Genomic DNA, 26,696 nt, shown 5'->3' with positions numbered 1-26,696 from the left:
GGGCAACGGGACGACGAAGCAACGATAACGCGCTTACTTCAGTGCGTCGAACACGCGCGCACGGATTTCGTCCACGCTGCCCTGGCCCGAGATCTTGCGATACTGCGGTGCCGCGACGCTCGCGCCCGGGCTGCCGTGCTTCGCCCAATCCGAGTAGTAGGCCACGAGCGGCTTGGTTTGCGATTCGTACACGGTCAGGCGCTTCTTGACGGTCTCTTCCTTGTCGTCGTCACGCTGCACGAGCGGCTCGCCGGTGACGTCGTCCTTGCCTTCGACCTTGGGCGGGTTGAACGTGACGTGATAGGTACGGCCCGACGCCGGATGCGTACGACGACCGCTCATGCGCGTGATGATTTCGTCGAACGGCACGTCGATTTCGAGCACGAAGTCGATGGCGACACCGGCGTCCTTCATGGCTTCGGCCTGCGCGATCGTGCGCGGGAAGCCGTCGAACAGGTAGCCGCTCTTGCAGTCGTCGGCGGTGAGGCGCTCACGCACCATGCCGATGATGACCGCGTCCGGCACGAGGTCGCCCGCGTCCATGTAGCGCTTGGCTTCGAGGCCGAGCTGGGTGCCTTCCTTGATCGCGGCGCGCAGCATGTCGCCGGTCGAGATTTGCGGGATGCCGAATTTCTCTTTGATGAAAGTGGCTTGGGTGCCTTTGCCGGCCCCGGGTGCCCCCAACAAAATCAGACGCATCAATGACTCCTGAAAGTTTGTGATTTGTGAATGCTGTGCGTGCGGCAGGCAGGCGCGTCTTCGGTACTCTGCGGCGATTGCGGGTCCAGTGACCGGCCAACCGCGCGGCGCGCCGGCAACGCGCCGGCAGGGCGCGTCGCGCGCGACCGAAGGGGCTGCTCGCGAGAATCAGAGCGATTATGCCACGATGAGTCCGCCTGGCGGCGTTTTGCCGACCGATGCGCGTCGTACCGGTGCGATTTCCGAGACACACCTGCCGGCCATCGGCTGGCGCGTCAACGCCCGAATTCGCGCGGGATCGGGCGTTAGCTTCGCAGCAATGCGCGAACGCGTTCGAGATCTTCCGCCGTGTCGACCCCCGGCAGCGGCGCGTCGGCGGTCACGAGCACGGCAATGCGTTCGCCATGCCAGAGCGCACGCAGTTGCTCGAGCGACTCGGCGGTCTCGATCGGGGCCTGCGGCAGGCTCGGATAGGTGCGCAGGAATTTGGCGCGATAGGCGTAAAGCCCGATGTGTCGAAAGACGGGGGTGCTCGCCGCGGGCAGGGTTGCGCGATGAGCCAACCCGGCGGACCACGCATCGCGCGACCATGGAATGGGCGCGCGCGAGAAATAGAGCGCGCGGCTGTGCGCGTCGAGCACGACCTTGACCACGTTCGGCGAGAAGATTTCCGCGTTGTCGGTGATCGGGTGCGCCGCCGTCGACAGGGCGCATTCCGGATGTTCGGCCAGATGCGCCGCCACCGCGTGCACAAGGCGCGGATCGATGAGCGGCTCGTCGCCTTGCACGTTGACGACGATGGTGTCGTCGGACCAGCCTTGCTGGACGGCCACCTCGGCCAGACGATCCGTGCCCGTTGGATGATCCGTTCGCGTCAATGCGACATCGAAGCCATGCGCGGCCACGGCATCGGCCACGCGCTGCGCGTCGGTGGCGACAACCACCTGACTGGCCCCCGACTCGCGCGCCCGCTCCGCGACGCGCACGACCATCGGCTTGCCGCCGATATCGGCGAGCGGCTTGTTCGGCAGCCGCGTCGAGGCAAGGCGCGCCGGCACCACGGCAACAAAGTCGACGGTGTTCATCGCATCGCTCACGATGCCGGCTTGTCGCCGCTCAGCGGCACGGGCGTGCCTTCGACGGACTGACGCGCCTCATCGGCCAGCATGACGGGGATGCCGTCGCGAATCGGGTAAGCGAGCTTGTCGGCGTGGCAAATCAGCTCCTGGGCTTTCTTGTCGTACTCCAGGGGGCCCTTGCACAACGGGCAGACGAGAATCTCAAACAGTCGGTTGTCCACGCAATTTCTCCACTACCAGGGATACGAGGCGCGCATCGAGCGCTGCCTCCGCAGGCACGGCCCACACGCGCGGGTCGGACCAGGTGACGCATTTTACTGCATCCTTTTCGGTGATCAGGATGGCATCGGCGGCGACGCCGTCGAACGGATTCGTCGCAAAGTCGTAATGATCGGGCAAGGCCAGCGTCGCGATCTGCAGGCCGGCGGCACGCAGCGCGGCGAAGAAGCGTTCGGGCGCGCCGATACCGGCCGCAGCCAGGACGCGCTTGCCCGAGAAGTGCGTTAGCGCCCGCGTCAGGGTTGGCTGGCTCACGCACCAGGCGTCGCCGAGCGTGAGCGTGAGCCGCCAGGTGTCGGGCCAGTCGGGGAGCGTTCTGCCGTAGGGATCGTTGATCAGATTGGCATCGCGTCGGCGCGACAGCGGCTCGCGCAACGGCCCGGCGGGCAGCAGGAAGCCGTTGCCGCCCAGCCGGTGGTCGAATACGGCGATCTCGACGTCGCGCGCCAGCGCGTAATGCTGCAGGCCGTCGTCGCAAACGATGACGTCGCATGCCGGATGCGCGGCCAGCAGCGCGCGCCCGCCCTCGACGCGGGACGGCCACACCCACACCGGTACGCCCGTGCGCCGGGCGATCAGCAGCGGCTCGTCGCCGACCGCGTCGGGGCGCGCCGTTGGACTGACTTCGGTCGGACGTGACAGCCTTGCCCCATAGCCTCGCGACAACACGCCGGGCGTATAGCCGAGCGCGCGTAGTGCGCCGACGAGCGCAATGACGGTGGGCGTCTTGCCGGTGCCACCGACGGTGAGATTGCCGACGACCACGACAGGCACCGGCAGGCGCGTCGACTTGCTCCATCCTCGACGAAAGCTCAGGCGCCGCCAGGCCGCCATTGCGGCAAACAGCCACGACACGGGCCACAGCAGCCAGGCAAGGAGCCCACGTCGCTGCCATTGCGCACTGACCCAATGTACGAGCGAGCCCGATAGCCGCGGCACCAGTGCGCGCGAGCGCACGCCGTCGGTAGCGCTCGGACGTGACGAGGGCGTTGTCATCGGGGCGGTTGACCGGCGGCGCCATGCGCCGTCGTCGAGCGGGCGGCGAAGGTCAGCCGCGACAAGCCGGCCTCGCGGGCGGCTTCCATGACGTTGATGACCGACTGATGGGCGCTCTTGGCGTCGGCGTTGACCACGACGACCGGCGATTCCGCCTCGCTGTTGACCGTACCGGCCGCCTGACGCAGCGCTGCCGTGAGGCTAGCGACATCGCGTTGTGCAAGTGCATGCCGGTCAATGGCGTAACTGCCGTCGGCACCGACCGAGACGACAATCTGACGCGGCGGCACGACGGCCTTCTGCGCATCGGCCGTCGGGAGGTTGACCTTCAGCGCGGTGTAACGCGTGTAGGTCGTGGTGACCATCAGGAAGATCAGGATGACGAGCAGCACATCGATGAGCGGGATCAGATTGATCTCCGGCTCGTCGCGCGTGGAAAGACCTCGACGGAAATTCATCGTGCGTCTCTCGGATCAGTGCCGCGGCAGCGTGGCATCGAGAAAATGGACCGCCTGCGTCTCGAGTTCGACCAGAAACGCGTCCACGCGCGTGCGGTAGTAGCGATAAAAGATCATCGCGGGAATCGCGATCATCAGGCCGAAGCCCGTGTTATAGAGCGCGACCGAAATACCGTGCGCCAACTGCGCGGGATCCGTGCCCGAGGCGTCCTGGGCGCCGAAGATCTCGATCATGCCGACGACCGTGCCGAACAGGCCCATCAGCGGGGCAACCGACGCGATCGTGCCCAGCGCGGGCAGAAACCGCTCCAGTTCGTGCGCGACGGCACGCCCGGTCTCTTCGAGTGCTTCCTTCGCGCCATCGCGGGGCCCCTGCGGGTTGTGCGCGACATAGCGAACGCCCGTGGCGAGCACGCGCCCGAGCAACGAACTGCGCGCGAGCGCTTCGGTCGCGTCCTGTTTGGCCGAACCGCGTCGGGCGAGGGTGATGGCGTTTTCGAGCACACCGCTCGGCAGCACACGCGCCCGGCGCAGCGACAGGGCGCGCTCGACAATCAGGGCGAGTGCGAAAACGGAGGCGATGAGAAGTGGCCAGATGGGCCAGCCGGCGGCCTGGATGACGGCAAACAAAGACGACCTCTTACTTATTGCGGGGGATGGGGCAAGCGAGTCCGAACTGTAGCGTGCAGGGGGGGGATGGGCAAGCACCGTTTTCCACACGACCGGCGCACAAGGATGTGGACAAGCTTGGGATACCTTGGGCAACTGATTGACTCGCCATGACTTTTTCCTCCGTGATGAAAAAATAAGCAGGAAAACGTTTCAGAAATGAACACATCCGCAAACTCAAGCATCCCATCGAATAGACGACAGCCTGTGGATAACTATGTGTACATGTCGGTCCGTTGGGACCTAATCTCACGAAGTCATTGAAATGGCTTCGCTGAACCGTCACGAAGTGCTTCGTAAGGGCCGATAAATCAAGGGTTTGGCATCCGGGGGCAGGAAAAATGCGGCGACCGGTCGAGAAAACCCTTAAATTAGCGGGCCTGTGGACAGATTTTTGCCAGCCAACACGCATGAACCTATCTTTCGACGACGTTCGGCCCACCGGTGGCGCGGATCGCGTGCTAAGTGTTTCGGATTTGAACAAAGCCGTGGCCGGCGTGCTGGAGCGAAGCTTTCCGCTGGCGTGGGTCAGCGGCGAAATTTCGAACTTCACGCGCGCGGCCAGCGGCCACTGGTATTTCTCGATCAAGGACGCCCAGGCGCAAATGCGCTGCGTGATGTTTCGCGGGCGTGCCCAACACGCCGATTTCTCGCCGAAGGAGGGCGATCGGGTGGAAGTTCGCGCGCTGCTCTCGATGTATGTGCCGCGCGGCGAAGTCCAGCTCAATGTCGAAGCGATCCGCAGGGCCGGGCAAGGCAATCTGTATGAGGCGTTTTTGCGACTCAAGGAGACGCTCGCTGCTGCCGGGCTATTCGATGCGGCACGCAAACGCGCGTTACCACGATACGCCCGCCGTGTGGGCGTCGTGACGTCATTGCAGGCGGCGGCTTTGCGCGACGTGCTCACGACGCTTGCCCGACGCGCGCCGCACGTCTCGGTGGTGGTGTATCCGGCGCCGGTGCAGGGCGCCGATGCCGCCACGCGACTGGCCGCAGCGCTCGACACGGCCAATGCGCGCCGCGAGGTCGACACGCTGCTGCTGTGCCGGGGTGGTGGCTCCATCGAAGACCTGTGGGCGTTCAACGAGGAAGTGCTGGCCCACGCGATCGCCCGCAGTGAACTGCCCGTGGTGTCCGGCGTGGGGCATGAAACCGATTTCACAATTGCCGACTTCGTGGCGGACGTCCGGGCGCCCACGCCCACGGCAGCGGCTGAGCTGATCAGCGCGTCGCGCGACGAGTGCCTGCGCGAGGTCGACCGCGAGCGCCAGCGTCTGACGCGGGCCATGCGGCGCACACTCGAGCAGCGCGCCCAGCAACTCGACAGCCTGTCGCGCGCCCTGGTGTCGCCGCGTGAGCGTCTGGCCCGCCAGCGCGGCGAGCTGGCGCATCTGAGCGACCGGTTGCGTCACGCGCTCGAACGCCCGTTGGCCCAGCGCCGCAGTCGTTTCGAGATGCTGCGTCTGCGCCTGGCGCGCGCGGTGCCCGATGTCGCCCCGCAGCACGAGCGTGTCGCACTCCTCGCGCAGCGCCTGCAAAACGCGATGTCGCGCCGTGCGGAGCGCTCGGCACAACGGCTGACCGACGCCACGGCGCAACTCGAATTGCTCAACCCGCGCCGCACGCTGCAGCGCGGCTATGCCGCCGTGCTAGACGCCAAGGGGCAACCGTTGCGCGACCCGCGCAAACTCCAGCGCGGCCAGCACGTGACGATGCATCTGGCCGACGGCGCCGCCGATGTGGGCATTGGTGACGTTCAGGTCAGGCTAGACGATACTTTTTAGCCGCGTCGATTCGATAATGCGGGCCAATCGCGGGCATCGTGCATCGATCAGGCGATATTGGCCAGCAATCGCCACCTGGGCGCAGGCACGTGCGGGCCAGCGAGTACCCGTGCGGTTTGCGGGGTTATCGCATCTGCCCTAGAATCGATGGCTCCGGATAACGCAAAATCGGGTTCCCCTCAGAGCACAAAGGACAATTGCCATGGAACACAAGCTCCCTGAACTGCCGTACGCCATCGATGCACTGGCGCCGACCATCTCCAAGGAAACGATGGAGTATCACTACGGCAAGCATCACCAAGCCTATGTGACCAACTTGAACAACCTGATCAAGGGCACCGAATTCGAAAACGCCAGCCTTGAAGACATCATCAAGAAGTCGTCGGGTGGCGTGTTCAACAACGCCGCGCAGGTGTGGAACCACACGTTCTTCTGGAACACGCTGTCGCCGAATGGCGGCGGTGCGCCGTCGGGCGATCTGGCCAAGGCCATTGACGCGAAGTTCGGCTCGTTCGACGCCTTCAAGGAAACGTTCTCGAAGTCGGCCGTGGGCAACTTCGGTTCGGGCTGGACGTGGCTCGTGAAGAAGGCCGACGGTTCGGTCGACATCGTCAACACCAGCAACGCCGCCACGCCGCTCACCGGCGCGGACAAGCCGCTGATCACGATCGACGTGTGGGAACACGCGTACTACATCGACTACCGCAATGCCCGTCCGAAGTTCGTCGAGGCATTCTGGAATCTGGTCAACTGGGACTTCGCCGCGAAGAACTTCGCGTAATCGAGGCACCCGGATGTTGCCGCTCGACGCAGTCGGCACAGTGGATGCCGGCGACGCGTCACCCAGGTGACGTCAGGCGCCCAACCCGAGCGTCCGGCGTCGCCGGCAAGACAAAAGCCCATCGCTTGCGATGGGCTTTTGGTTTTCAACGGTTACCGGATGGCAGGCGTCTGCTGCCGGCTTGATCGCGATCAATATTTGCGGGCTTGCGCGTCGTTAGAGTGTGCGCTTCAAACCGATCGAACGACGTATGCCCGACCCTGCATCATCGCGCGCTATCCGCTTCGCCATCTCCCCCGGCGCCCGCGATGCCTCGCGTCAAGCGCCCTGCAACGATACCTTCCATGACGGCACGCGACACGGCTCGCCCCGTCATTGGCTTGCCGACGCCCGTCTCATGCGCAGCCTGCCCCCAGCGGCGTGGACACTCTTTCGGCTGGCCGAACACAAGCGTGGCGGTACGGCCACGCATATGTGGCGTGTCGGTGCGCTTACCTGGCGTTTCGCCCAAGCCCTGGGAATTCGCGCCGTCGAGGCGCAGGCCCTCGGGCTTGCGGCGGCGTTGCACGACACCGGCAAGCTGTGTGTGCCGAACACGATACTGGAAAAGCCGGGCAAGCTGACGCCCGATGAGGTGCGCGTGATGCGCTCGCATCCGCGAGTGGGGGCCGAGATGCTCAGCGCGCTCGGAGGCGCGGCATGTGAGCTGGCCGCGACCGTCGCCTGTACACATCACGAGCAATACGATGGTGGCGGCTATCCGAGAGGGCTGTCAGGCAATCGTATTCCGTTGGCCGGACGCATCGTGGCGCTGGTCGATGTATTCGACGCACTCGCCAGTCACCGTCCGTATCGCGCGGCGCTCAGTCCCACGCAGATCGTCGAGGCGATGCTCGCCGAGCGCGGGCGTCACTTCGATCCGTGGTTGTTGGATCGCTTTCTCGAGCGCTCACTCGGGCCGGCATTGGCGCTATCGAGCGGCGCGTACTGAACGCGACGCGTCGGTCGCTGCGGGAGCGACCAAGAACGCTCAAGGACGCTCAGCGCGGCAGGCCGGAGATCTTTGCGCCCGGGCCGATGTGCTTGCTCTTGAACCAGCCCTGATTCATTTCCAGTGCGTAACGCACGGCGGCGCGCGGGCAATGGTTGTCTTCGGTCTGCGGTGCCATGTCTTCGATGTTGACGATCGTGCCGTCGTCGGCCAGAAACGCAATCGACAGTGGCAGATCGGTGTTCTTCATCCAGAAGCAGTGGCCGGCGCGTTGTTCGAACACGAAGAGCATGCCGGCGTTGGCGGGCATCGAGGTGCGATACATCAGGCCCTGTTCGCGGTCGGCCTCGTTGGCGGCGACCTCGGCCTTGATGAGATACATGCCGGCGGAGAGCTGGAGGGTCGGGAACTGCCCGGCCTGCTTGATTTGCGCCGCGGCGCTGGCCGGCGCAAGGGCCATGACGGCAGCGATGGCGGCAAACGTGGTGCTGGCGGCGAGCGCGGCCAGTTGACGTGGAATCCGGATCACAAACGGCTCCTGGAAAGATCGGGGGAACGTCAGATTCGTGGCGAGCCATTGTAGCCGCCGGGCGAAAAAAAAGCAGGCTGCGTGAGCAACCTGCTTATTACCATGCGTTGCGCAGCCAGGCTGCGCGACGTGGCACTTACTTGCTGGCAGCGGCCGGCGCTTCGGCAGCAGCAGCCTTCTTGTGCGACTTCTTGTGCGACTTCTTGTGGGCCTTCTTGTGAGTCGACTTGGCAGCCGGCTTCATGGCAGCTGCCGGAGCAGCAGCGTCAGCGGCCGGAGCCGAAGCTTGGGCGAACACGCCCGTTGCGAACAGGCCAGCGACCAGGGCAGCGATCAGTTTTTTCATGAGATTCCTCGTTGAAGCTCGATGTTGGGGTGATGTACTCGTTGACCCGCGAAGTGAGTCATTTCCTATAACGCCCGTTCAGGACATCGGTTGACAACCCACTCGCGGATTTTCTCGATGAAACGTATTACGGCTTGTTACCGACGGCCGGTTGCTTGGTGGCCGGATACTTGTGGTGATACTTCTTGTGGTGCGACTTCTTGTGGTGACGTGTCTTGTGCTTGGGAGCCATTTTTGCGGGGGCTGCGTGATCCGCCACCGGTGCCGCCGCCGGTGCCGCCATCGCGGGCGCCGCTGCTGCGGGTGCCGCTGCTGCGGGTGCCGCCGGTGCGAGGGGCGCCGTGGCCGGCGCCGATTGTTGGGCCATCGCGGCGCCGGACACAATCAGGCCGGCGCTCAGGGCAAGCAGCAGTTTGTTCATGACTTGGTTTCCTCGTTTCGGTGTGGTGCGTATGTTGCGCACCTGTTCCCTCAACGGGGGGCGCGACGGCTTCGTTGACCGGGAAGTGTAAGTATTTGTTGCGGCAATTCGCACCATTGCCCCGGGGCGAGCTTCAACGAAAAGACGTCGACCGGTCCGATCGCAATACGAACCAGTCGCAGCGTCGGTTTGCCGATGGCGGCGGTCATGCGTCTGACCTGGCGGTTCTTGCCTTCGACGAGCGTGATTTCGAGCCAGTGGGTCGGAATGCTGGCGCGATAGCGAATCGGCGGGTGACGTGGCCAGAGGTGGGCGGGTTCTGCGATCTCACGCGCCTCGCACGGCAGCGTAACGAAATCGCCCAGATCGAGGCCGGCGCGCAGACGTGCGACGGCCGCCTCGTCGTACTCGCCCTCGACCTGCGCCCAATACGTCTTCGGCAATTTGCGTTCCGGCTCCGCGATGCGGGCCTGCAGACGACCGTCGTCGGTGAGCAGCAGGAGTCCCTCGCTGTCGGCGTCGAGCCGTCCGGCCGGATAGACGCCCGGGCGCGTCACGCACTCGGCGAGCGTGGGACGCGTCGGATGCGGCGAAAACTGGCAGATCGTGCCGAAGGGCTTGTTGAGTGCGAGAAGTGTCATACCGAAGGAAGAGAATCGAAAGTCGCCGATGCCGTCGGGCGCGATCGGCGCTCGACAGGCGCTCGACCCGGGCTCGACCCCATGGCGCTACACCCGCCGAGCGCGTGCGGCGCTGGTCAGCCCCGTCATGTTAATGCATAATCGAGAGCGTCAGTCTTATGTCTTATATAAGACTTGATTTGCGTCAACGCGCCATAGAACGCTGTGACTACAATAAAGCCGTATTGCGGCGAGCGGTGGCATCCTTCGTCCCGTTCGACGCGCACAGTCCGATTCATCCCATTGGAGCCCACCATGTCGTATCAGCACATCAAGGTCCCGGCAGGCGAGAAGATCACGGTCAACCAGGATTTCTCCCTGAACGTGCCGGACAATCCGATCATCCCGTACATCGAGGGCGACGGCACCGGCGTGGATATTACGCCGGTGATGCTCAAGGTCGTCGACGCGGCGGTGGCCAAAGCGTATGGCGACAAGCGAAAGATCCATTGGATGGAAGTCTACGCCGGCGAAAAATCGACGCGGGTCTACGGGCCGGATGTATGGCTGCCCGATGAAACGCTTCAGGTTGTCAAGGACTACGTAGTATCGATCAAGGGGCCGCTGACGACCCCCGTGGGCGGTGGCATTCGATCGCTCAACGTCGCGTTGCGCCAGCAGCTCGACCTTTATGTGTGTCTGCGCCCGGTGCAGTATTTCAAGGGCGTTCCGTCGCCGGTGCGTCAACCCGAGAAGATCGACATGGTGATCTTCCGCGAAAACTCCGAGGACATCTACGCGGGCATCGAGTGGGAGGCGGAATCGGCCGGCGCGAAAAAACTGATCGCCTTCCTGCAGGACGAGATGGGCGTGAACAAGATTCGCTTTCCGAAGACGTCTGGCATCGGTATCAAGCCGGTCTCGCGCGAGGGCACGGAGCGATTGGTGCGCAAGGCCATTCAGTATGCGATCGACAACAACCGCGACTCGGTGACGCTCGTTCACAAGGGCAACATCATGAAGTTCACCGAGGGGGGGTTCCGCGATTGGGGATACGCGCTCGCCAGGAACGAATTCGGCGCGACGGAGATCGACGGCGGTCCGTGGTGCAAACTGAAGCACCCCAAGACGGGCAAGGAGATCACGATCAAGGACTCGATCGCGGACGCCTTCCTGCAACAAATTCTGCTGCGACCGGCGGAATATGACGTGATCGCCACGCTCAACCTGAACGGCGACTACATCTCCGATGCGCTCGCCGCGCAGGTGGGGGGCATCGGAATCGCCCCGGGGGCGAACCTGTCCGACTCGGTTGCGATGTTCGAAGCGACGCACGGCACGGCGCCGAAATACGCGGGCAAGGACTATGTGAATCCTGGGTCGGAGATTCTCTCGGCCGAGATGATGCTGCGGCACATGGGCTGGACGGAAGCGGCGGATCTGATTATCGCGTCGATGGAAAAGTCGATCCTGTCGAAGCAGGTGACCTACGACTTTGCCCGTCTGATGGAAGGGGCGACGCAGGTGTCGTGCTCGGGCTTCGGCAACGTGATGATCGCCAACATGTAACGCACCGCGGGCTTGCCGCTGATGTGCCGCCGCTCGCCTGGCAACGCTGACGCTTCCGTCTGGGAGCGCTCGGCCTAATGCACGACGATAGTGGTGCTCACGCGGTGATCGCCGGTGCTCGGCACACGGCTCGTCAGTTCGCGCGGAAAGCCGACGGTCCAGACGACGGTGTCCGTGCCCGGCGACGATCCCGCCTGGTACCAGACGACCATGCCGGGAAAATGCATCGTCTCGCAGCGTTGTCCGTCTGGAACCACGTAGTCGATCCATTCCGGCGTGACTTCACCCAGTGCGGGCGTCGAGTCGAGTTCGAACGTCGGCTGGCCCATCGAGCGGCAAAGCACGCTGAAATTGGGTTGCACCCAGATCGCCACCTTCTCGCCGACGCCCACGCTCACCGCGAGGGTCGGCGGAGGATACGCTGACTGTGCATGCGTCGCGCCCGCCGTCAGCAGGCACGCGATGAGCACCATGGCTCGCCATGCGGTTGTCGTGGTGTCCATGCCGGACCTCCCAACCCCCTTTCGCGGCCGACAAGTGGGCGTTCTCCGCGCCCGCACAAGCCGTCGGCACAACGCTTTCATTACAGTGCATGCGTACGCGTAACGCAAGGGACGGGCGCGTCGGGTCTTTGTGCCACGCTTTTTCGCGAGGGGCCGCGCAGCGCGCCGACGTGCGCGACCCGCTGGGTCTTCGACTCGGTAGCCTCACGCACGGCTGGTTGCAATGCGCACGAGGGAGCGATGCTGCCGAGGCCACTCACCGCCCGTCGAAATACGCGGCGAGGCGTTGGGTTTCGAACGCGTGGACAACGTGATCCACGAACACGCGTGTGCGCAGCGGTAGCTGCTTCTTGTTCGAATAGTAGATGGACACCCCACCGTATTCCTCGAACCAGCCCGGCAACAGCCGTTGAATGCGACCGGACGCGAGCAGGGGCGCGGCATGCGGCATCGGTAGCAACGCCACGCCATAGCCCAGCGCGACGGCATGCGCCATCGCCTCCGGGTCGTCGAAAATCATGCGGGTTCGCGCCTCGACGTTGACCCGCTCACCGATTGCGTTTCGCAAATCCCATGCGCGCAGCCGGCCCGACGTTCCGGAGCGGCGGACGATCGCGTCGAACGTGGCGAGTTCGGCGGGATGCCCCGGTACCTGACGCGCGCGCATATAGTCGGACGACGCGCAAATCACGGCGTACGTCGGTGCCAGCCGCCGGGCAATGACGCCGGGGGTGAGTTCGATGCCACCGCCTATCGCGGCGTCGAAGCCCTCGCTCACCACATCCACGCCCCGGTTATCGAATCGCCAATCCGGCACGACATCCGGATAGCGGGCAAGAAAGTCGCCCAGCAGGGGCACGAGATACTGGCGGCCGAAGGCATGGGCCACGCTCACCTTGAGGACACCGGACGGGGTGCCCTCACGCTCGGCGGCGCGTGAAAAGGCGTCGTTCAGGGCCGCGAACGGGCCTTCGACGTCCAGCAGGAATCGCTCGCCGCCCGCCGTCAATGTCAGGCTGCGAGTGCTGCGGTGAAACAGCCGCAAGCCGAGCTGCCCCTCCAGCCGCGCCACATTCTTGCTCACCGCTGCAGGGGTCATCCCCAGTCGCCGCGCGGCTGCCGAGAAACTGCCCGCACGCGCACTCAGGACAAATGATTCGATCAGATGCAAGGCGTCCATCGTTCATCTATTCCATGAAGTTGAAAGTGATGATAGGGATTATGGTCTAGTTCAGGCGTAATTTGCCCGCGATACTGGCTTCACCTCTTAACCGAATGGAGCAATGAGATGGCAACGAACTTTCAAGGCAAGGTGGCTTTCGTGACAGGCGGCTCGCGCGGTATCGGCGCGGCGATTGTGCAGCGGCTCGCGCATGGCGGTGCGGCGGTCGCGTTCACCTATAAGGGATCGAAGGCTGCGGCGCAGGATCTGGTCGAGCGCATTCAGGCGTCCGGCGGGCGCGCCATGGCCTTGCATGTGGATGCAGCAGACGCCGCCGCCCTGACGCAGGCAATCAACGACGCGGCCCACGCGCTCGGCAAGATCGACATTCTGGTGAACAATGCCGGCGTGTTTTCGATGGCATCGGTGGCCGACCTTGCGCTGGAGGAATTCGACCGCATGCTAGACGTGAACGTGCGCGCTGTGTTCGTGGCCTCGAAGGCGGTGCTCGCGCACATGGGCGAGGGCGGTCGCATCATCAATATCGGCTCGTGCAACGCGGAGCGCATGCCGTTTGCGGGCGCCGCGACGTATGCGATGAGCAAGGCGGCACTGGTCGGCCTCGTCAAGGGCATGGCGCGTGACCTTGGGCCGCGCGGCATTACGGTCAACAACGTGCAGCCGGGCCCGACGAATACCGACATGAATCCCGCTACCGGGGATTTCGCGGCGATGATGCACGACCTGATGGCGCTCAAGCGTCATGCGCATCCCGAGGAAATCGCAGCGATGGTGGCTTATGTCGCCAGCGACGAGGCGGGTTTCGTGACGGGTGCCAGCCTGACCATCGATGGCGGTTTCAACGCGTGATTCGGAACGGGGCGGCGGCTCGCCGCCTCACTCCGAGAACAGCTCGAACAGTAGCGCGCGCATCCACTGGCTTGCCGGTTCGCGGTGATAGCGCGCGTGCCAGAACAGGTTGATCTGCACGTCGGGTAGGTCCAGCGGATGGTCGACGTAACGCAAGCCGAAGTGCTGCGCGCTGCGCTGGGCAAATTTCTCCGTCACCGTGGCGATGAGATCCGTGGCGTGCAGAATGTCGGCAAGCGCGACGAAGTGCGGCACCCGCAGCCGGATGTTGCGCTGTACGTGAGCGCGCGCCATGAAATCGTCGACCCGGCCGTGCCCGGTCCCGGCGGCGACCACCATCACCTGCTCGGCGTGCTCGAAATCCTCGAGGGCCATCCGCGCCATTCGCGACTTGGTCGGCCGGTCGAGCGGATGCCCGGGGCGAAACATGCACACATATTTCTGGCGGAACAGACGCCGCTGGAAAAACTCGGTCGTCAGATCCGGCAGATGCCCCACGGCAAGATCCACCTGACCCGCCGCCATCTCCTCCTGCAAGTTGACCGCCGTGTTGCGCACCGTGCTGATCGTAATGCCGGGGGCCCGCTCGCCCAGCGCGTGCATGAGCTTCGGCAGGAAGTGCACTTCACCGATGTCCGTCATGGCGATTTGAAACGCACGCTGGCTCGTTGCCGGATCGAAGGCAAGCTCACGATTGAAGACCCCGTGTAGCGCATCCAGCGCCGCGGCGACCGGTTCGGCCAGTTCGATGGCCATTGGGGTCGGCAGCATGCCGCGCGATGTGCGGATGAACAACTCGTCGTTGAACAACTTGCGCAGACGCGCGAGCGAATTGCTGATCGCGGGTTGCGTCACGCCAAGCGTCTCTGCCACGCGAGACACGCGTCGAGCGTTGTACAGATGTTGGAAGACCACCAGCAGGTTCAGGTCGACGGAATGCAGGTCCATGGGGAGGAACGCGTCTCGATGCTCGGTTAAATCACTGAAATTTATACGACATATAAATTGAATTCTATTGGTTTATAACGCGGCTTGCGCGATGCTTCTTGCAAACGGCGTCCTAACGCCACACGCGGTGCCCTAGGCGGGTGCCGTCAGAACGGAGACTATCCCCATGCAAGTTCACGTGCAGCCACTCGGCAAACGCTTCGAGGTCGCGCCCGGCGACAATTTGCTGAAAGCCCTCATCGATCGTCAGATCCCGGTGTCGCACAGTTGCCTGTCCGGACGCTGCGGCACCTGCCGCTGTCGCGTCGTTTCGGGGGAGGTGCGCGAAGCCGAAGGCGTCGAATATCGTCATCACGATGGCAATGGCAATGGCAATGGCAATGGCAATGGCAATGGCAATGGCCCGGCGGGGCAGGCGGAAAGCACGCCATCGCCTGCGCGTTACGTGCTCGCATGCCAGTCGACTGTCCACGGCGACTGCGAGATCGCCTTGCCGGAAGTCGATGAAGTGGTCGTGCATCCCGCGAAAATTCTCAAGGCGACGGTACTCGCGATCGAGCCGTTGACCCACGACATCAAGCGCCTGCTGCTCAAGCCGGCGAAGCCGCTCAGCTTCTCGCCCGGCCAGTACGCCACGCTGCAATTCACCCCCGCGCATATCCGGCCGTATTCGATGGCGGGACTCGACGCCGACGACACGCTCGAATTCCATATCCGCCGGGTGCCCGGTGGGGCCGTGACCGGCTATGTCGACGAACAGCTCAAGGTCGGCGATGCCGTGCGGGTGTCGGGCCCGCTGGGCACGTCGTATCTGCGCACGCGGCACGACGGGCCGATGCTTTGCGTCGCCGGCGGCACCGGCCTGGCGCCGGTGCTGTCGATCGTGCGCGGGGCGCTCGCCCGTGGCATGACCAACCCCATCGACATCTATGTCGGCGCGCGCTCGCCAGCGGACGTGTATGGCCTTGCGTGGCTGCGCGAACTCGCGTCGCGTCACGACGGGATTCGCCTGCAAGTCGTGACGACGACCGACGCCGCGGATGCCCCGGGCGCACCCATCACATCCATTGCATCCGGCGCCTCCGCTGCCTCCGAAGCATTCGGCGCACCCGGCGCACCCGGTGCACCCGACGCACCCGAGGCACTGAATCCGGGGTTCCGCCTTGGGCACGTCACGGATGCGCTCGCTGCCGATTACGCCGCCCCCGAAGCGCTTTCGGGCTGGCGCGCTTATCTGTGCGGCGCGCCGCCGATGGTCGACGCCGCCACCCGGCTGCTGCGCGAGCGCGGTATCGATGCCGCCCATATCTACGCCGACGCGTTTTACGCGAAGGCAGCATGACCGCCGGTGAAGTTCCAGCCGGCAGCGCACTGGCACCTGCCCGGCCTCCCCGGCCTTCCCCGCATCCCCCTCAGGAGACGATCATGAGTACCACACCGCAGACCGCCGAGTTCGACCCGGCGCTGTGCGCCGGCGCGCGGCCGTCGGACGTCTGGCCCGCCGAGGGCTCGAGCCGCATTCCCTTTCGCGTTTATACGGACGCGGAACTGTATCGGCGCGAGCTGGACGCGTGCTTCTACCGCAACCACTGGAACTACGTCGGGCTGGAAGCCGAAGTGCCGAATCCGGGCGATTTCAAGCGCACGGTGATCGGTGAGCGCTCCGTCATCGTGACGCGGGATGCCGCGGGCGACATCAACGTCGTCGAAAACGTCTGCGCGCATCGCGGCATGAAGTTCTGTCGCGAGAAGCGCGGCAACCGCACGGACTTCCACTGCCCGTATCACCAGTGGAACTACGACCTGAAGGGCAATCTGCAGGGCGTGCCGTTCCGGCGGGGCGTGAAGCAGGACGGCAAGATCAACGGCGGCATGCCGAAGGACTTCAAGCCGGAAGATCACGGCCTCACCCGACTCAAGATCGCCACGCGCGGGGGCGTGATCTTCGCATCGTTCGATCACGACATCGAATCGCTCGAGGACTTTCTCGGGCCGGAAATCTGCGCCTACTTCGATCGTCTGTTCAACGGGCGAAAGCTCAAACTGCTCGGCTACAACAAGCAGCGCATTCCGGGGAACTGGAAGCTGATGCAGGAGAACATCAAGGACCCTTACCACCCGGGGCTGTTGCACACGTGGTTCGTCACGTTCGGATTGTGGCGCGCCGATAACCAATCGCGTCTGGTGATGGACGCGCACGGGCGTCACGCCGCGATGGTGTCCACGCGCGGGCAGGGCGGCGGCGGGGAAGTGACCTCGGGGGTGTCGAGCTTCAAGGCGTCGATGTCGCTCAACGACACGCGCTTTCTCGACATCGTGCAGGAAGACTGGTGGAAAGGGCCGACGGCCGTGCTCATGACGCTCTTCCCCAGCGTGATCCTGCAGCAGCAGGTCAATTCGGTCTCGACGCGCCACATCCAGCCGCGCGGCCATGATGCGTTCGATTTCGTGTGGACGCATTTCGGCTTCGAAGACGACACCGAGGAAATGACGCAGCGCCGTCTGCGTCAGGCGAACCTGTTCGGCCCGGCCGGCTTCGTGTCGGCCGACGACGGCGAAGCCATCGAGTGCTCGCAGGAAGGGTTTGCGCAAAAGCCCTGGCACCGCGCCCTCGCCGAGTTGGGCGGCACGGGGGTGGAGAACACGGAACACATGGTGACGGAGACCCTGATTCGCGGCATGTACGCCTATTGGCGCCGTGTCATGGGCGTTTGAGGAGACAACGCGATGGTGGATTTTGCAACGTTTCAGGCCGTGATCGAGCTCAATGCCGCTTATGCGGCGGCGCTCGATACGCAGCAGTGGGATGCCTGGCCCGACTTCTTCCTGGACGACTGCGTCTATCGCGTGCAGCCGCGCGAGAACTTCGAGATGGGCCTGCCACTGGCGACCCTGTCGTTCGAGAGCCGGGGCATGCTGCGCGATCGCATCTACGGCATTCGCGACACGCTGTTCCACGATCCGTACTACCAGCGCCACGTGATCGGACTGCCGGCCATTCGGCGACTCGACGACGACACTCTGCAGGTCGAGGCCAACTACGCGGTATTTCGCACGAAGCCGGACCAACTCACCGACATCCTGTCGGTCGGGCGCTATCTGGACATCGTCAAACGAACGGGCGACGGATGGAAATTCGCGTCGCGCCAATGCATTTTCGACAGCGAGATGATTCCCAACTCGCTGATCTATCCGATCTGAAACGAGGCACATCATGAGTGGCAACTGGATGGAGGCGGCGTCGCGCGACGCCATTCCCGAGGACGACGTGATCGGGGTGCTCGTGGGTGGGCGGGAGATCGCCCTGTACGACGTGAACGGCGAGGTGTTTGCGACAGACAACGCCTGCACGCATGGCAACGCACGCCTGTGCGATGGCTTTCTCGATGGGCACGAGATCGAGTGTCCGCTGCATCAGGGGAAGTTCGACGTGCGAACCGGCGAGGCGATGTGTGCGCCGCTCACCGAGGCGGTGAGACGTTATCCGATCCGTATCGAGGCCGATAAGGTTTACGTCGATCTGGGCTGACACCGCCGCCGCGACCGATGCGTTGCCCCATCTTGGGGTAGCGCATCCCTATGGGCCGCCTATCGAACTTGAGAGGGTTCGGGCGGCCCGTCGCATTTTCACGACAGGACGCACGCGCCGGCGAACCGACGAACCGACGAACCGACGAACCGGCGAACCGACGATGTGGGGGATGTGGGGATGTGGGGAGGCGGCAAAGCCGCGATGTGGCGGCGTGGGGATGCGGTGATGCGGCGGTGTGGCGGTGTGGCGGTGTGGTGATGTGGTGATGTGGTGATGTGGTGATGTGGTGATGCGGTGATGCGGTGATGCGGTGAGGGGGAGGTAGGTCGGCAGAGAAGTTCGCCAGTCAAACGATGGAGAATCATTTGTTTCATGAAAAATTCGCGAGAAACAAACGTTATTCATGCGTGATTCGCATGGCTGCACTGGATTCCGTGGGTCGACGCGTTAAACAATACATTCTTTCCGATGCTTAACTCGCGCCTATCGGGCATCGGTTGACCGGCCGGCTGCGTAGAATACTGAGCCAAATAAGCAGGGTGCGTAATGGATTTCCGCAGTACAAGATTGCGGAGTGACATTTTAATAACGGAGTGGAATATATCGACGAAGCAAACTGGATAAGGGATTAAGCGCCGATAAATTTCATAAAACTTTTACGAGCGAGTGGAAACTGGCGTCGCTTTTGGCATTCCGGAATGGATCCCAAAAAATGTATCGGCACACGATGCATTGCTGCGGCGCAATAAAAAACCCGGCCGAAGCCGGGTCTTCAATGCGTCGAACGGCGCTACCTCAGGCAGGTGCCTGGATGTTCGAAGCCTGCTTGCCCTTCGGGCCCTGGACGACCTCGAACTGGACCTTTTGACCTTCCTTGAGGGTCTTGAAGCCGTTCATCTGGATTGCCGAGAAGTGAGCGAACAGATCTTCGCCGCCCTCATCCGGCGTGATGAAACCAAAACCCTTGGCGTCGTTAAACCATTTGACCGTACCGGTTGCCATACTAACTTCCCCTCAACAATTACGACTACTACACATCACCGCAACAACGAGCACATCTGAAAATCCCGCCGGCTGGCGGCGGCTTCTTAGGCTCACCCAGGCATCTTTTCTTTTAAAACGCTTATAGAGGAAAAGCGCCACGATGATTGTTTTCGCTAACTACCAACAGTGTCAAGCCCTTTTTGAACGATAGAAGTTGTGCTCGATCAGGTTTTACCCTGATGTCCGAGCGGGCGTCGGGCGTGCGGAGACACGCCCTTGAAATTTGGGTTAAGCTGACTCATATGGGTGTGGCACGTCCCGGTGGTCGGGGCTGCGGCGCCTTGCTGGACAACGCGCGCGACGATCGACGAGTGTTGGCATTCCGGTGGACGACCGGACGGCAGGCGGCAATAGGGGCTCCGATTGCTTCCTGCACCCGGGAGTTGTTTAGAATCCACGTATGGCAACCTTACCGACAACGCATGACGACACCGTACAGGAGCGGCAAGAGCAGCAGCTCAAGCCGCCATCGATGTACAAGGTGGTACTGTTGAATGACGATTTCACCCCGATGGAATTCGTGGTGATGGTCATTCAGGAATATTTCAATAAGGACCGGGAGTCTGCCACGCAGATCATGCTCAAGGTTCACCGCGAGGGCAGGGGAGTTTGTGGGGTCTTTACGCGCGACGTCGCGGCGACCAAAGTTGAGCAAGTTGTTAGCCATGCAAGGCAGTCCGGGCACCCGCTGCAGTGCGTGATGGAGGAAGCATGATTGCCCAGGAATTGGAAGTCAGCCTGCACATGGCGTTTATGGAAGCGCGCCAGGCACGACACGAGTTCATCACGGTCGAGCACCTGTTGCTCGCCCTGTTGGATAACCCGACCGCTGCCGAAGTGTTGCGCGCCTGCGCCGCAAATCTTGAGGATTTACGGCAGAACCTGCGCAACTTCATCGCGGACAATACGCCGACGGTGCCGGGAAGCGACGAGGTCGACACACAGCCCACGCTCGGGTTCCAGCGCGTGATTCAACGCGCCATCATGCACGTGCAATCGACGTCCAACGGCAAGAAGGAAGTGACGGGCGCCAACGTGCTGGTCGCCATCTTCGGCGAGAAGGATTCCCACGCGGTCTATTACCTGCAGCAGCAGGGCGTGACGCGTCTGGACGTCGTCAATTTCATCTCCCACGGCATTACCAAGACGGGCGCGCCCGGCGAGTCGGCCAAAGCTGGCGAAGGCAGTGCCGAAGGGGAAGAGGGCGCCAACGCGAAGGAAAGCCCGCTCGCGCAGTACACCCAGAACCTCAACCAACTGGCGCGCGACGGCAAGATCGATCCGCTCATCGGGCGCGAGGCAGAAGTCGAGCGCGTGGTGCAGGTGCTGTGCCGCCGCCGCAAGAACAATCCGCTGCTTGTCGGCGAAGCCGGCGTGGGCAAGACGGCCATCGCCGAAGGCCTCGCCTGGCGCGTGACGCGTGGCGAAGTGCCCGAGATTCTGCAGGACGCCGCCGTCTACTCGCTGGACATGGGCGCGTTGCTCGCCGGCACGAAGTATCGCGGCGACTTCGAGCAACGCCTGAAGGCGGTGCTCAAGGAACTCAAGGAGCGCAACAACGCGATCCTGTTCATCGACGAGATTCATACGCTGATCGGCGCGGGCGCCGCATCGGGCGGCACGCTCGACGCCTCGAACCTGCTCAAGCCGGCGTTGTCGTCGGGGCAGCTCAAGTGCATCGGTGCCACGACTTTCACCGAGTATCGCGGCATCTTCGAGAAGGACGCCGCCCTGTCGCGTCGCTTCCAGAAGATCGACGTGAATGAGCCGACCATCGAGCAGACGGTGCAGATTCTGCGCGGGCTGAAGTCGCGTTTCGAAGAGCACCACGGCGTGAAGTACTCGTCGAGTGCGCTGTCGGCTGCCGCCGAGCTGTCCGCCAAGTTCATCACCGACCGTCACCTGCCTGACAAGGCGATCGACGTGATCGACGAGGCCGGCGCCGCCCAGCGCATCCTGCCGAAGTCCAAGCAGAAGAAGACGATCGGCAAGGGCGAGATCGAGGACATCGTGTCGAAGATTGCGCGCATTCCGGCGCAGAGCGTCTCGGCGGATGACCGCGGCAAGCTGCAGACGCTCGACCGCGACCTCAAGAGCGTGGTGTTCGGGCAAGACCCGGCCATCGATGCCTTGTCGGCCGCGATCAAGATGTCGCGTGCCGGGCTGGGCAAGACGGACAAGCCGATCGGCGCGTTCCTGTTCTCGGGCCCGACCGGTGTCGGCAAGACCGAAGTCGCGAAGCAGCTCGCCTTCACGCTGGGCATCGAGCTGATCCGCTTCGATATGTCGGAGTACATGGAACGTCACGCGGTGAGCCGTCTGATCGGTGCGCCTCCGGGGTATGTGGGGTTCGACCAGGGTGGTCTGCTGACCGAAGCCGTCACGAAGAAGCCGCATTGCGTGCTGCTGCTCGACGAAATCGAGAAGGCACATCCTGACATCTTCAACGTGCTGCTCCAGGTGATGGATCACGGCACGCTTACCGACAACAACGGTCGCAAGGCGGATTTCCGTAACGTCATCGTCATCATGACGACGAATGCGGGCGCCGAGACGATCAACCGTGCGAGCATCGGCTTCACGAACGAGCGTCAGGCCGGCGACGAAATGGCCGACATCAAGCGCATGTTCACGCCGGAGTTCCGCAATCGTCTGGACGCGATCATCAGCTTCAAGCCGCTCGACGAGCAGATCATCCTGCGCGTGGTCGACAAGTTCCTCATCCAGCTGGAAGACCAGTTGCACGAGAAGAAGGTCGAGGTGGTCTTCACCGACAAGCTGCGCGCGTTCCTGGCGAAGAAGGGTTTCGATCCGCTCATGGGCGCGCGTCCGATGCAGCGTCTGATCCAGGACACGATCCGTCGTGCGCTGGCCGACGAATTGCTGTTCGGCCGTCTGACCAGCGGCGGGCGCGTCACGGTGGATCTGGACGAGCACGATCAGGTGCAACTGTCCTTCCCGCAGGACGGCAACGCCCGTGCGGAACCGGAAGCCGCCGAAGTCGAGTAATTGGCCCGCGTCACCCAATGAAAAAGCGCCGCTTCATGCGGCGCTTTTTCGTGTTTCCGTGTTTCCGTGGTTCTCTTGGCCTGTTCGCACTGCGGCGACGCTGCAAGGCCGCGCCGGCGTGACGTCAGTGCTTGCCTGTGCTGCCGAAGCCGCCCGCGCCGCGATCGCTCTCGGGGAATTCGTCGACGAGGTTGAACGTCGCCTGCACGACCGGAACGATCACCAGTTGCGCCAGACGCTCGAACGGATTCAGCACAAACGGTGCATGGCCGCGATTCCAGGTCGAGACCATCAGTTGGCCCTGGTAATCCGAGTCGATCAGCCCAACCAGGTTGCCGAGCACGATGCCGTGCTTGTGGCCGAGACCCGAGCGCGGCAGGATCAACGCGGCGTAGCCCGGATCGGACAGATGGATCGCCAGCCCCGTCGGCACGAGCACCGTCTGGCCGGGTTCAATCGTCAGCGGCGCGTCAAGGCATGCGCGCAGATCGAGTCCGGCGCTACCCGGTGTGGCATAGGCGGGCAACTGCGAGCGCAGGCGCTCATCGAGAATCTTGACGTCGAGGTTCATGGTCTTGTGGCGATGGTTGGAGGGATGGCAGTCGAAAAATGCAGCCGGAGACGCGGCGGGCTCAGGCGAGCGTCTCAGGTGCCCGTATCAGTCGGCGCTGCGCAACGAAAACGCTTGCGCGAGCAATTCGTGTGAGCGCAGCCGGGCGCGATAACTGCCGGCCACGGTCAATACGACGATTTCGTCGGCCTCGAACTGTTCCTGCAATGCCAGTACGCGCTCCGTCACGCGCTCCGGGGTGCCGATGATACTACGCGGCTTCTCGCGCGCAATCACCGACAATTCCCGTTCACGATACTGTGCCGTGGCCTGCGCGCCCTGTTCAAGGCTCGGAATCGGTTCGTTCATGCCATAGGCCATCTGCACGCGGCGCAGGTCAACGCCGGCTTCCAACGCTTTCGCCTCGGCGTCGGTGTCGGCGCAGATCACGAAGAGCGCCACTGCGCAATAGGGCTTGCCAAGCGTGGCCGGGGTAAAGCGCTCGCGATACGCCTGCGTGACGCGATGGCCGTCATGGGCATTGATGAAGTGGGCGAAGCAGTAGCGCAGGCCGAGCTGCGCGGCCAGCAGGCCGCCGAACTCGCTCGAGCCCAACACCCACAGCTCGGGGCGCGTTGTCACTGCCGGTTGCAGCAGCACGCCACGCAATGGGTGATCGTCGGCCAGCGTGTCATCGAAGAGGCCAGCCAGTTCGGCCACCTGTTGCGGAAAATGCTCGCCGGCATCGTAAGGCCCCTTGGCAACGGCGCGCGCCGTGCGCATGTCGCCGCCGGGTGCGCGTCCGACGCCCAGGTCGATGCGATTCGGAAACAGCGCCTCGAGCATCAGAAACTGCTCGGCCAACTTGAACGGACTGTAATAGGGCAGCATCACACCGCCCGAGCCGACCCGCAGGTGTTTCGTCACGCTGGCGAGGCGCGCGATCATGACCTCCGGTGCCGGATTGGCCACGCCGCGCAACCCGTGATGCTCTGCGCACCAGTAGCGCGTGTAACCCAGGTCGTCGGCGGCCTGCGCCAGCTCGACGGTGGCCGCGATGGCATCGGCCACACTGTGACCGTGAATCACGGGTGTTTGGTCGAGGATCGACAGCTTGATGCGTGCCGTTGCCGTAGGCGTCATGAGTGAGGGGCTCCAGGTCGACGACACGGCGTCGTCGACACGTCATTGTGTCGGTCAGTGGCCGCTGCCGGCGGACGAGTCCACCGGCGTGGCCACCGGGCCTGCATGCGGCAGGCGTGCAATCATCAGAATCGCGACGATGCCGCCGAGGGCACCGCACAGGAAGATCGACGCATAGCCGAAATAGTTGGCGACGAGTCCGGCCATCGGACCGATCAGCCCAAGCGCCAGATCGAAGAACGCCGAGTAGGCCGCCAGCGCCGCGCCGCGGTTTTGCGGTGGCACCTGGCGCAGGGCTTCCACCCCAAGCGCCGGGAACACCAGCGAGAAGCCCACGCCGGTGAGTCCCGCGCCCACGAGGGCCATATCCGGGTTCACCGCGCCCCACAGCAGAAACTGGCCGATGGCGCTGAACACGAGCGAGGCCATCGCGACACGGCGTCCGCCGAAGCGATCGACGGCGTGCGCCAGCACGATCCGCATACCGATGAAACAGGCGCTGTACAGCGTGAGCGCGAAGGCGGCGCCCGACCAGCCGTGACTCGCATAGTAGAGCGTGATGAACGCGGCGATAACGGCGTAGCCGATGCTGCCCAGCGTCATCGCCAGCCCGGGCCGCCACACCAGCCCCACGACCCGGAAGAACGGCAGCCGATGGCCGCCCACGGGCGCGGCCGCCGGCAGACGCAGCGCGATCGCGAAGGCGATGGCGGGCAGGGCGATGTTCACGAGCGAGACCGCCGTAAAGCCCGCCGCTTGCAGCAGATACGCCCCGAACGGCGCGCCGATGGCGATCGCCGTGTACATCGACACGCCCTGCCACGAAATCGCCTTGCTGGCGTGGGCGGCGCCGAGCAGGCCGATGCCCCACGACATGCCACCGGTCAGGATCAGGCTTTCGCCGAAGCCGAGCACGACGCGCCCCGCAATGAGGATGCCCAGCGCGAGCGCCGGGTTCGGCACCATCGACGCGGCCAGGTACAGCACACCCGCCGCGCCGCAGCCGCACAGGCCGGTCAATACGGCGCGGCGCGGGCCGCGAGTGTCGACGGTGCGTCCGGCGTAAGAGCGCAGCAGCAGCGTGACGACCGACTGGATGCCGATGGTCACCCCGACCACGAACGAGCCGTAGCCGAGCGTTTCATGCACGTAGACCGGCAGGACGGGCAGTGGCATGCCGATCGTCATGAAGCCGAAGAACATGATCGCGGCGAGCATGCTCAGTGTCCCGTAGACACTGACGGCGGGTCGCGCAGGGGTGGGAGGTTGCGTCATTGGGCTTGTTATCGTTTGCGATGGCCTTCGAGACTCAATGGCCGAAGTACCGAAGTACCGAAGTACCGAAGTACCGTAGGGCTGAGGCCGTGACGTCGAGCGTCGCCGCCAGTCTGCCAGCGTCGCCGGACAACGACGATGACAGACGAGACACCGATGAGACGGTGTGCGCCGTGCGGTTTGGCGCAGACGGCCGTCAGCCTGGCGCGCGCGACGGAAGGCGGGTCGCGATTTCAGCGATCAGGCGTTGGGCGAGCGACGCCTTGTTGGCGCGCGGCAGGCGTTGCTGCCCGGCCTCGTCGAACAGGATGACTTCGTTGTCGTCCTGCCCGAACGTTGCCGGCCCGAGATTGCCGACGAGCAACGGCACCTGCTTGCGTTTGCGCTTCTGGGCGCCGTGCGTTTCCAGATCGCCCGATTCGGCAGCGAACCCCACACAGTAGGGCGGCGTCGGCAACTGCGCGACGGCCGCCAGGATGTCGGGGTTCTGCACAAATTCGAGCGTGGGCACGTCGGCGTCGCCCGCCTTCTTGATCTTGTCGCGGGCCACATCGCGCACGCGCCAATCGGCGACGGCAGCCACCGCAATGAAGATATCGTGGTGCGGCCCGTGTGATAGGTCGGCCATCACGGCGTCGTACATTTGCTGCGCGGTCTGAACGTTGCTGCGTGTCACGCCGTAGGGCGTCGCCAGTGCACACGGGCCGGCAATCAGATGCACATCGGCACCGGCCTGCGCCGCCGCGCGCGCGAGCGCAAAGCCCATCTTGCCGCTGGACAGGTTGGTCAGGCCGCGCACTGGGTCGATGGGCTCGAAGGTCGGGCCGGCGGTAACGAGCACACGACGCCCGGCGAGACGCTTCGGCTGAAAGAAGCCGGCGAGCGCCTCGAAGAGGTCTTCCGGTTCGAGCATCCGCCCGTCGCCGATTTCGCCGCAGGCCTGCTCGCCGCTGCCGGGGCCGAGGATCGTGACGCCGTCGCCGCGCAGCGTCGCCGCATTGCGCTGGGTCGCCGGATGGGCCCACATCTGACGGTTCATCGCGGGCGCTACCAGCAGCGGGCAATCGCGCGCCACGCACAGCGTCGAGAGCAGATCGTCCGCCATGCCGTGCGCGAGCTTGGCGAGGAAGTCGGTGGAGGCCGGGGCGATGAGAATGGCGTCGGCCTCGCGCGAGAGGTCGATGTGCGCCATGTTGTTGTCGATGCGCCCATCCCATTGACTGGTGAAGACCGGGCGGCCCGAAAGCGCCTGCATCGTGAGCGGCGTGATGAATTGCGTGGCGGCCTCGGTCATCACGACCTGCACCGTCGCACCGGCCTTGATGAGCAACCGGGTGAGTTCGGCCGACTTGTAGCAGGCGATGCCGCCGGTCAGGCCGAGAACGATGGTCTTGCCCGCAAGTTCACCGTGTTCCATAGGGAGTGTCCCCTCCAAAGTG

29 protein-coding genes are annotated in these 26,696 nt (G+C 64.0%); 11 read left to right on the top strand and 18 right to left on the bottom strand.

Going from position 1 to position 26,696, the window contains the following annotated elements; translation table 11 throughout:
- Positions 1–33: 33 nt before the first annotated feature.
- The 6 genes from adk to PEP31012_RS01635 form a co-directional block, all read right to left on the bottom strand.
- Positions 34–699, bottom strand: a complete 666-nt coding sequence (adk, locus tag PEP31012_RS01660; protein WP_150587613.1) for an adenylate kinase — start codon at positions 697–699, stop codon at positions 34–36.
- Positions 700–1,004: 305 nt separating this feature from the next.
- Positions 1,005–1,784, bottom strand: coding sequence for a 3-deoxy-manno-octulosonate cytidylyltransferase (gene kdsB / locus PEP31012_RS01655; protein WP_150587612.1), 780 nt, complete (start codon positions 1,782–1,784; stop codon positions 1,005–1,007).
- An 8-nt stretch (positions 1,785–1,792) separates the two neighbouring features.
- Positions 1,793–1,999: a Trm112 family protein gene (locus PEP31012_RS01650; protein ID WP_017232748.1), complete on the bottom strand. Its 207-nt coding sequence runs from the start codon at positions 1,997–1,999 to the stop codon at positions 1,793–1,795.
- The gene (gene lpxK / locus PEP31012_RS01645; RefSeq protein WP_150588032.1) at positions 1,980–2,996 is read right to left on the bottom strand and encodes a tetraacyldisaccharide 4'-kinase; all 1,017 of its coding nucleotides are present in this window, start codon (positions 2,994–2,996) and stop codon (positions 1,980–1,982) included. The genes PEP31012_RS01650 and lpxK overlap by 20 nt, the downstream gene beginning before the upstream one ends.
- Positions 2,997–3,049: 53 nt before the next feature.
- Entirely contained in the window at positions 3,050–3,511 is a 462-nt protein-coding gene (locus tag PEP31012_RS01640) for an ExbD/TolR family protein (RefSeq protein ID WP_150587611.1), read from the bottom strand.
- 15 nt (positions 3,512–3,526) lie between these two features.
- On the bottom strand, positions 3,527–4,141 hold the full coding sequence (locus PEP31012_RS01635) for a MotA/TolQ/ExbB proton channel family protein (protein ID WP_150587610.1): 615 nt from the start codon (positions 4,139–4,141) through the stop codon (positions 3,527–3,529).
- 449 nt (positions 4,142–4,590) lie between these two features.
- On the opposite strand from PEP31012_RS01635, the gene xseA reads away from it, so the two are divergent.
- From xseA to PEP31012_RS01620, 3 genes are all read left to right on the top strand, one after another.
- Positions 4,591–5,964, top strand: a complete 1,374-nt coding sequence (gene xseA, locus PEP31012_RS01630) for an exodeoxyribonuclease VII large subunit (RefSeq protein ID WP_150587609.1) — start codon at positions 4,591–4,593, stop codon at positions 5,962–5,964.
- Between the two features lie 202 nt (positions 5,965–6,166).
- On the top strand, positions 6,167–6,745 hold the full coding sequence (sodB, locus tag PEP31012_RS01625; protein ID WP_150587608.1) for a superoxide dismutase [Fe]: 579 nt from the start codon (positions 6,167–6,169) through the stop codon (positions 6,743–6,745).
- Between the two features lie 250 nt (positions 6,746–6,995).
- Complete coding sequence (locus PEP31012_RS01620) at positions 6,996–7,736, top strand: HD-GYP domain-containing protein (protein ID WP_150587607.1); 741 nt, start codon at positions 6,996–6,998, stop codon at positions 7,734–7,736.
- A 49-nt stretch (positions 7,737–7,785) separates the two neighbouring features.
- Here PEP31012_RS01620 and PEP31012_RS01615 read toward each other — a convergent pair whose 3' ends face one another.
- The 4 genes from PEP31012_RS01615 to PEP31012_RS01600 all read right to left on the bottom strand — a co-directional run bounded on the left by PEP31012_RS01615 (position 7,786) and on the right by PEP31012_RS01600 (position 9,673).
- The gene (locus tag PEP31012_RS01615) at positions 7,786–8,265 is read right to left on the bottom strand and encodes a DUF192 domain-containing protein (protein WP_150587606.1); all 480 of its coding nucleotides are present in this window, start codon (positions 8,263–8,265) and stop codon (positions 7,786–7,788) included.
- Positions 8,266–8,401: 136 nt separating this feature from the next.
- Positions 8,402–8,611, bottom strand: coding sequence for a hypothetical protein (locus tag PEP31012_RS01610; protein ID WP_150587605.1), 210 nt, complete (start codon positions 8,609–8,611; stop codon positions 8,402–8,404).
- Between the two features lie 127 nt (positions 8,612–8,738).
- A complete protein-coding gene (locus PEP31012_RS01605; RefSeq protein WP_217427098.1) occupies positions 8,739–9,032 on the bottom strand; it encodes a hypothetical protein in 294 nt (97 codons plus the stop codon).
- A gap of 50 nt (positions 9,033–9,082) precedes the next feature.
- Positions 9,083–9,673, bottom strand: a complete 591-nt coding sequence (locus tag PEP31012_RS01600; protein WP_150587604.1) for a pseudouridine synthase — start codon at positions 9,671–9,673, stop codon at positions 9,083–9,085.
- Between the two features lie 294 nt (positions 9,674–9,967).
- On the opposite strand from PEP31012_RS01600, the gene icd reads away from it, so the two are divergent.
- On the top strand, positions 9,968–11,221 hold the full coding sequence (icd, locus tag PEP31012_RS01595; RefSeq protein WP_150587603.1) for an NADP-dependent isocitrate dehydrogenase: 1,254 nt from the start codon (positions 9,968–9,970) through the stop codon (positions 11,219–11,221).
- A gap of 74 nt (positions 11,222–11,295) precedes the next feature.
- On the opposite strand, the gene PEP31012_RS01590 is transcribed toward icd, so the two are convergent.
- Together PEP31012_RS01590 and PEP31012_RS01585 are read right to left on the bottom strand one after the other, a co-directional pair.
- Positions 11,296–11,724, bottom strand: a complete 429-nt coding sequence (locus PEP31012_RS01590; protein ID WP_150587602.1) for a hypothetical protein — start codon at positions 11,722–11,724, stop codon at positions 11,296–11,298.
- Between the two features lie 256 nt (positions 11,725–11,980).
- Positions 11,981–12,904 (bottom strand): LysR family transcriptional regulator, encoded by a 924-nt coding sequence (locus tag PEP31012_RS01585; protein ID WP_150587601.1) that lies wholly within the window; start codon positions 12,902–12,904, stop codon positions 11,981–11,983.
- Positions 12,905–13,012: 108 nt separating this feature from the next.
- Between PEP31012_RS01585 and PEP31012_RS01580 the strand changes: the two genes are divergently transcribed.
- On the top strand, positions 13,013–13,756 hold the full coding sequence (locus PEP31012_RS01580; protein WP_150587600.1) for an SDR family oxidoreductase: 744 nt from the start codon (positions 13,013–13,015) through the stop codon (positions 13,754–13,756).
- A gap of 27 nt (positions 13,757–13,783) precedes the next feature.
- On the opposite strand, the gene PEP31012_RS01575 is transcribed toward PEP31012_RS01580, so the two are convergent.
- Complete coding sequence (locus tag PEP31012_RS01575; protein WP_150587599.1) at positions 13,784–14,704, bottom strand: LysR family transcriptional regulator; 921 nt, start codon at positions 14,702–14,704, stop codon at positions 13,784–13,786.
- A 166-nt stretch (positions 14,705–14,870) separates the two neighbouring features.
- Between PEP31012_RS01575 and PEP31012_RS01570 the strand changes: the two genes are divergently transcribed.
- From PEP31012_RS01570 to PEP31012_RS01555, 4 genes are all read left to right on the top strand, one after another.
- Positions 14,871–16,046 carry a 2Fe-2S iron-sulfur cluster-binding protein gene (locus PEP31012_RS01570; protein WP_150587598.1) on the top strand — a complete coding sequence of 392 codons (1,176 nt, stop codon included), beginning with the start codon at positions 14,871–14,873 and terminating at the stop codon, positions 16,044–16,046.
- A gap of 83 nt (positions 16,047–16,129) precedes the next feature.
- On the top strand, positions 16,130–17,419 hold the full coding sequence (locus PEP31012_RS01565) for an aromatic ring-hydroxylating dioxygenase subunit alpha (protein WP_246171096.1): 1,290 nt from the start codon (positions 16,130–16,132) through the stop codon (positions 17,417–17,419).
- A 12-nt stretch (positions 17,420–17,431) separates the two neighbouring features.
- Positions 17,432–17,905: an aromatic-ring-hydroxylating dioxygenase subunit beta gene (locus PEP31012_RS01560; protein ID WP_150587597.1), complete on the top strand. Its 474-nt coding sequence runs from the start codon at positions 17,432–17,434 to the stop codon at positions 17,903–17,905.
- 13 nt (positions 17,906–17,918) lie between these two features.
- On the top strand, positions 17,919–18,233 hold the full coding sequence (locus PEP31012_RS01555) for a non-heme iron oxygenase ferredoxin subunit (RefSeq protein ID WP_150587596.1): 315 nt from the start codon (positions 17,919–17,921) through the stop codon (positions 18,231–18,233).
- A 798-nt stretch (positions 18,234–19,031) separates the two neighbouring features.
- Here the strand turns inward: PEP31012_RS01555 and cspD are convergent.
- Positions 19,032–19,238: a cold shock domain-containing protein CspD gene (gene cspD / locus PEP31012_RS01550; RefSeq protein WP_017232769.1), complete on the bottom strand. Its 207-nt coding sequence runs from the start codon at positions 19,236–19,238 to the stop codon at positions 19,032–19,034.
- A 442-nt stretch (positions 19,239–19,680) separates the two neighbouring features.
- Between cspD and clpS the strand changes: the two genes are divergently transcribed.
- Together clpS and clpA are read left to right on the top strand one after the other, a co-directional pair.
- Positions 19,681–19,995 carry an ATP-dependent Clp protease adapter ClpS gene (gene clpS, locus PEP31012_RS01545; protein ID WP_010807118.1) on the top strand — a complete coding sequence of 105 codons (315 nt, stop codon included), beginning with the start codon at positions 19,681–19,683 and terminating at the stop codon, positions 19,993–19,995.
- A complete protein-coding gene (gene clpA / locus PEP31012_RS01540; RefSeq protein WP_150587595.1) occupies positions 19,992–22,289 on the top strand; it encodes an ATP-dependent Clp protease ATP-binding subunit ClpA in 2,298 nt (765 codons plus the stop codon). The genes clpS and clpA overlap by 4 nt, the downstream gene beginning before the upstream one ends.
- Before the next feature lie 124 nt (positions 22,290–22,413).
- Here clpA and dut read toward each other — a convergent pair whose 3' ends face one another.
- The 4 genes from dut to coaBC form a co-directional block, all read right to left on the bottom strand.
- A complete protein-coding gene (gene dut, locus PEP31012_RS01535; RefSeq protein WP_150587594.1) occupies positions 22,414–22,860 on the bottom strand; it encodes a dUTP diphosphatase in 447 nt (148 codons plus the stop codon).
- Positions 22,861–22,947: 87 nt separating this feature from the next.
- The gene (locus PEP31012_RS01530) at positions 22,948–23,982 is read right to left on the bottom strand and encodes an LLM class flavin-dependent oxidoreductase (RefSeq protein WP_150587593.1); all 1,035 of its coding nucleotides are present in this window, start codon (positions 23,980–23,982) and stop codon (positions 22,948–22,950) included.
- A gap of 54 nt (positions 23,983–24,036) precedes the next feature.
- Positions 24,037–25,257 (bottom strand): MFS transporter, encoded by a 1,221-nt coding sequence (locus PEP31012_RS01525; RefSeq protein WP_150587592.1) that lies wholly within the window; start codon positions 25,255–25,257, stop codon positions 24,037–24,039.
- 196 nt (positions 25,258–25,453) lie between these two features.
- Positions 25,454–26,674 carry a bifunctional phosphopantothenoylcysteine decarboxylase/phosphopantothenate--cysteine ligase CoaBC gene (gene coaBC, locus PEP31012_RS01520; protein WP_150587591.1) on the bottom strand — a complete coding sequence of 407 codons (1,221 nt, stop codon included), beginning with the start codon at positions 26,672–26,674 and terminating at the stop codon, positions 25,454–25,456.
- Positions 26,675–26,696 lie beyond the last annotated feature (22 nt).

The sequence above is a fragment of the Pandoraea eparura genome (assembly GCF_902459725.1).
GTDB classification, from domain to species: domain Bacteria; phylum Pseudomonadota; class Gammaproteobacteria; order Burkholderiales; family Burkholderiaceae; genus Pandoraea; species Pandoraea eparura.
The sequence above is the reverse complement of the archived record's forward strand: the minus strand, read 5'-3'. Positions and strand labels throughout refer to the sequence as shown.

Coding starts and splice junctions, on each gene's coding strand:
- adk (WP_150587613.1), bottom strand. CDS start 699: ATGCGTCTGATTTTGTTGGGGGCACCCGGGGCCGGCAAAGGCACCCAA.
- kdsB (WP_150587612.1), bottom strand. CDS start 1,784: ATGAACACCGTCGACTTTGTTGCCGTGGTGCCGGCGCGCCTTGCCTCG.
- PEP31012_RS01640 (WP_150587611.1), bottom strand. CDS start 3,511: ATGAATTTCCGTCGAGGTCTTTCCACGCGCGACGAGCCGGAGATCAAT.
- xseA (WP_150587609.1), top strand. CDS start 4,591: ATGAACCTATCTTTCGACGACGTTCGGCCCACCGGTGGCGCGGATCGC.
- sodB (WP_150587608.1), top strand. CDS start 6,167: ATGGAACACAAGCTCCCTGAACTGCCGTACGCCATCGATGCACTGGCG.
- PEP31012_RS01620 (WP_150587607.1), top strand. CDS start 6,996: ATGCCCGACCCTGCATCATCGCGCGCTATCCGCTTCGCCATCTCCCCC.
- PEP31012_RS01610 (WP_150587605.1), bottom strand. CDS start 8,611: ATGAAAAAACTGATCGCTGCCCTGGTCGCTGGCCTGTTCGCAACGGGC.
- PEP31012_RS01605 (WP_217427098.1), bottom strand. CDS start 9,032: ATGAACAAACTGCTGCTTGCCCTGAGCGCCGGCCTGATTGTGTCCGGC.
- PEP31012_RS01600 (WP_150587604.1), bottom strand. CDS start 9,673: ATGACACTTCTCGCACTCAACAAGCCCTTCGGCACGATCTGCCAGTTT.
- icd (WP_150587603.1), top strand. CDS start 9,968: ATGTCGTATCAGCACATCAAGGTCCCGGCAGGCGAGAAGATCACGGTC.
- PEP31012_RS01590 (WP_150587602.1), bottom strand. CDS start 11,724: ATGGACACCACGACAACCGCATGGCGAGCCATGGTGCTCATCGCGTGC.
- PEP31012_RS01585 (WP_150587601.1), bottom strand. CDS start 12,904: ATGGACGCCTTGCATCTGATCGAATCATTTGTCCTGAGTGCGCGTGCG.
- PEP31012_RS01580 (WP_150587600.1), top strand. CDS start 13,013: ATGGCAACGAACTTTCAAGGCAAGGTGGCTTTCGTGACAGGCGGCTCG.
- PEP31012_RS01575 (WP_150587599.1), bottom strand. CDS start 14,704: ATGGACCTGCATTCCGTCGACCTGAACCTGCTGGTGGTCTTCCAACAT.
- PEP31012_RS01570 (WP_150587598.1), top strand. CDS start 14,871: ATGCAAGTTCACGTGCAGCCACTCGGCAAACGCTTCGAGGTCGCGCCC.
- PEP31012_RS01565 (WP_246171096.1), top strand. CDS start 16,130: ATGAGTACCACACCGCAGACCGCCGAGTTCGACCCGGCGCTGTGCGCC.
- PEP31012_RS01560 (WP_150587597.1), top strand. CDS start 17,432: ATGGTGGATTTTGCAACGTTTCAGGCCGTGATCGAGCTCAATGCCGCT.
- PEP31012_RS01555 (WP_150587596.1), top strand. CDS start 17,919: ATGAGTGGCAACTGGATGGAGGCGGCGTCGCGCGACGCCATTCCCGAG.
- cspD (WP_017232769.1), bottom strand. CDS start 19,238: ATGGCAACCGGTACGGTCAAATGGTTTAACGACGCCAAGGGTTTTGGT.
- clpS (WP_010807118.1), top strand. CDS start 19,681: ATGGCAACCTTACCGACAACGCATGACGACACCGTACAGGAGCGGCAA.
- clpA (WP_150587595.1), top strand. CDS start 19,992: ATGATTGCCCAGGAATTGGAAGTCAGCCTGCACATGGCGTTTATGGAA.
- dut (WP_150587594.1), bottom strand. CDS start 22,860: ATGAACCTCGACGTCAAGATTCTCGATGAGCGCCTGCGCTCGCAGTTG.
- PEP31012_RS01530 (WP_150587593.1), bottom strand. CDS start 23,982: ATGACGCCTACGGCAACGGCACGCATCAAGCTGTCGATCCTCGACCAA.
- PEP31012_RS01525 (WP_150587592.1), bottom strand. CDS start 25,257: ATGACGCAACCTCCCACCCCTGCGCGACCCGCCGTCAGTGTCTACGGG.
- coaBC (WP_150587591.1), bottom strand. CDS start 26,674: ATGGAACACGGTGAACTTGCGGGCAAGACCATCGTTCTCGGCCTGACC.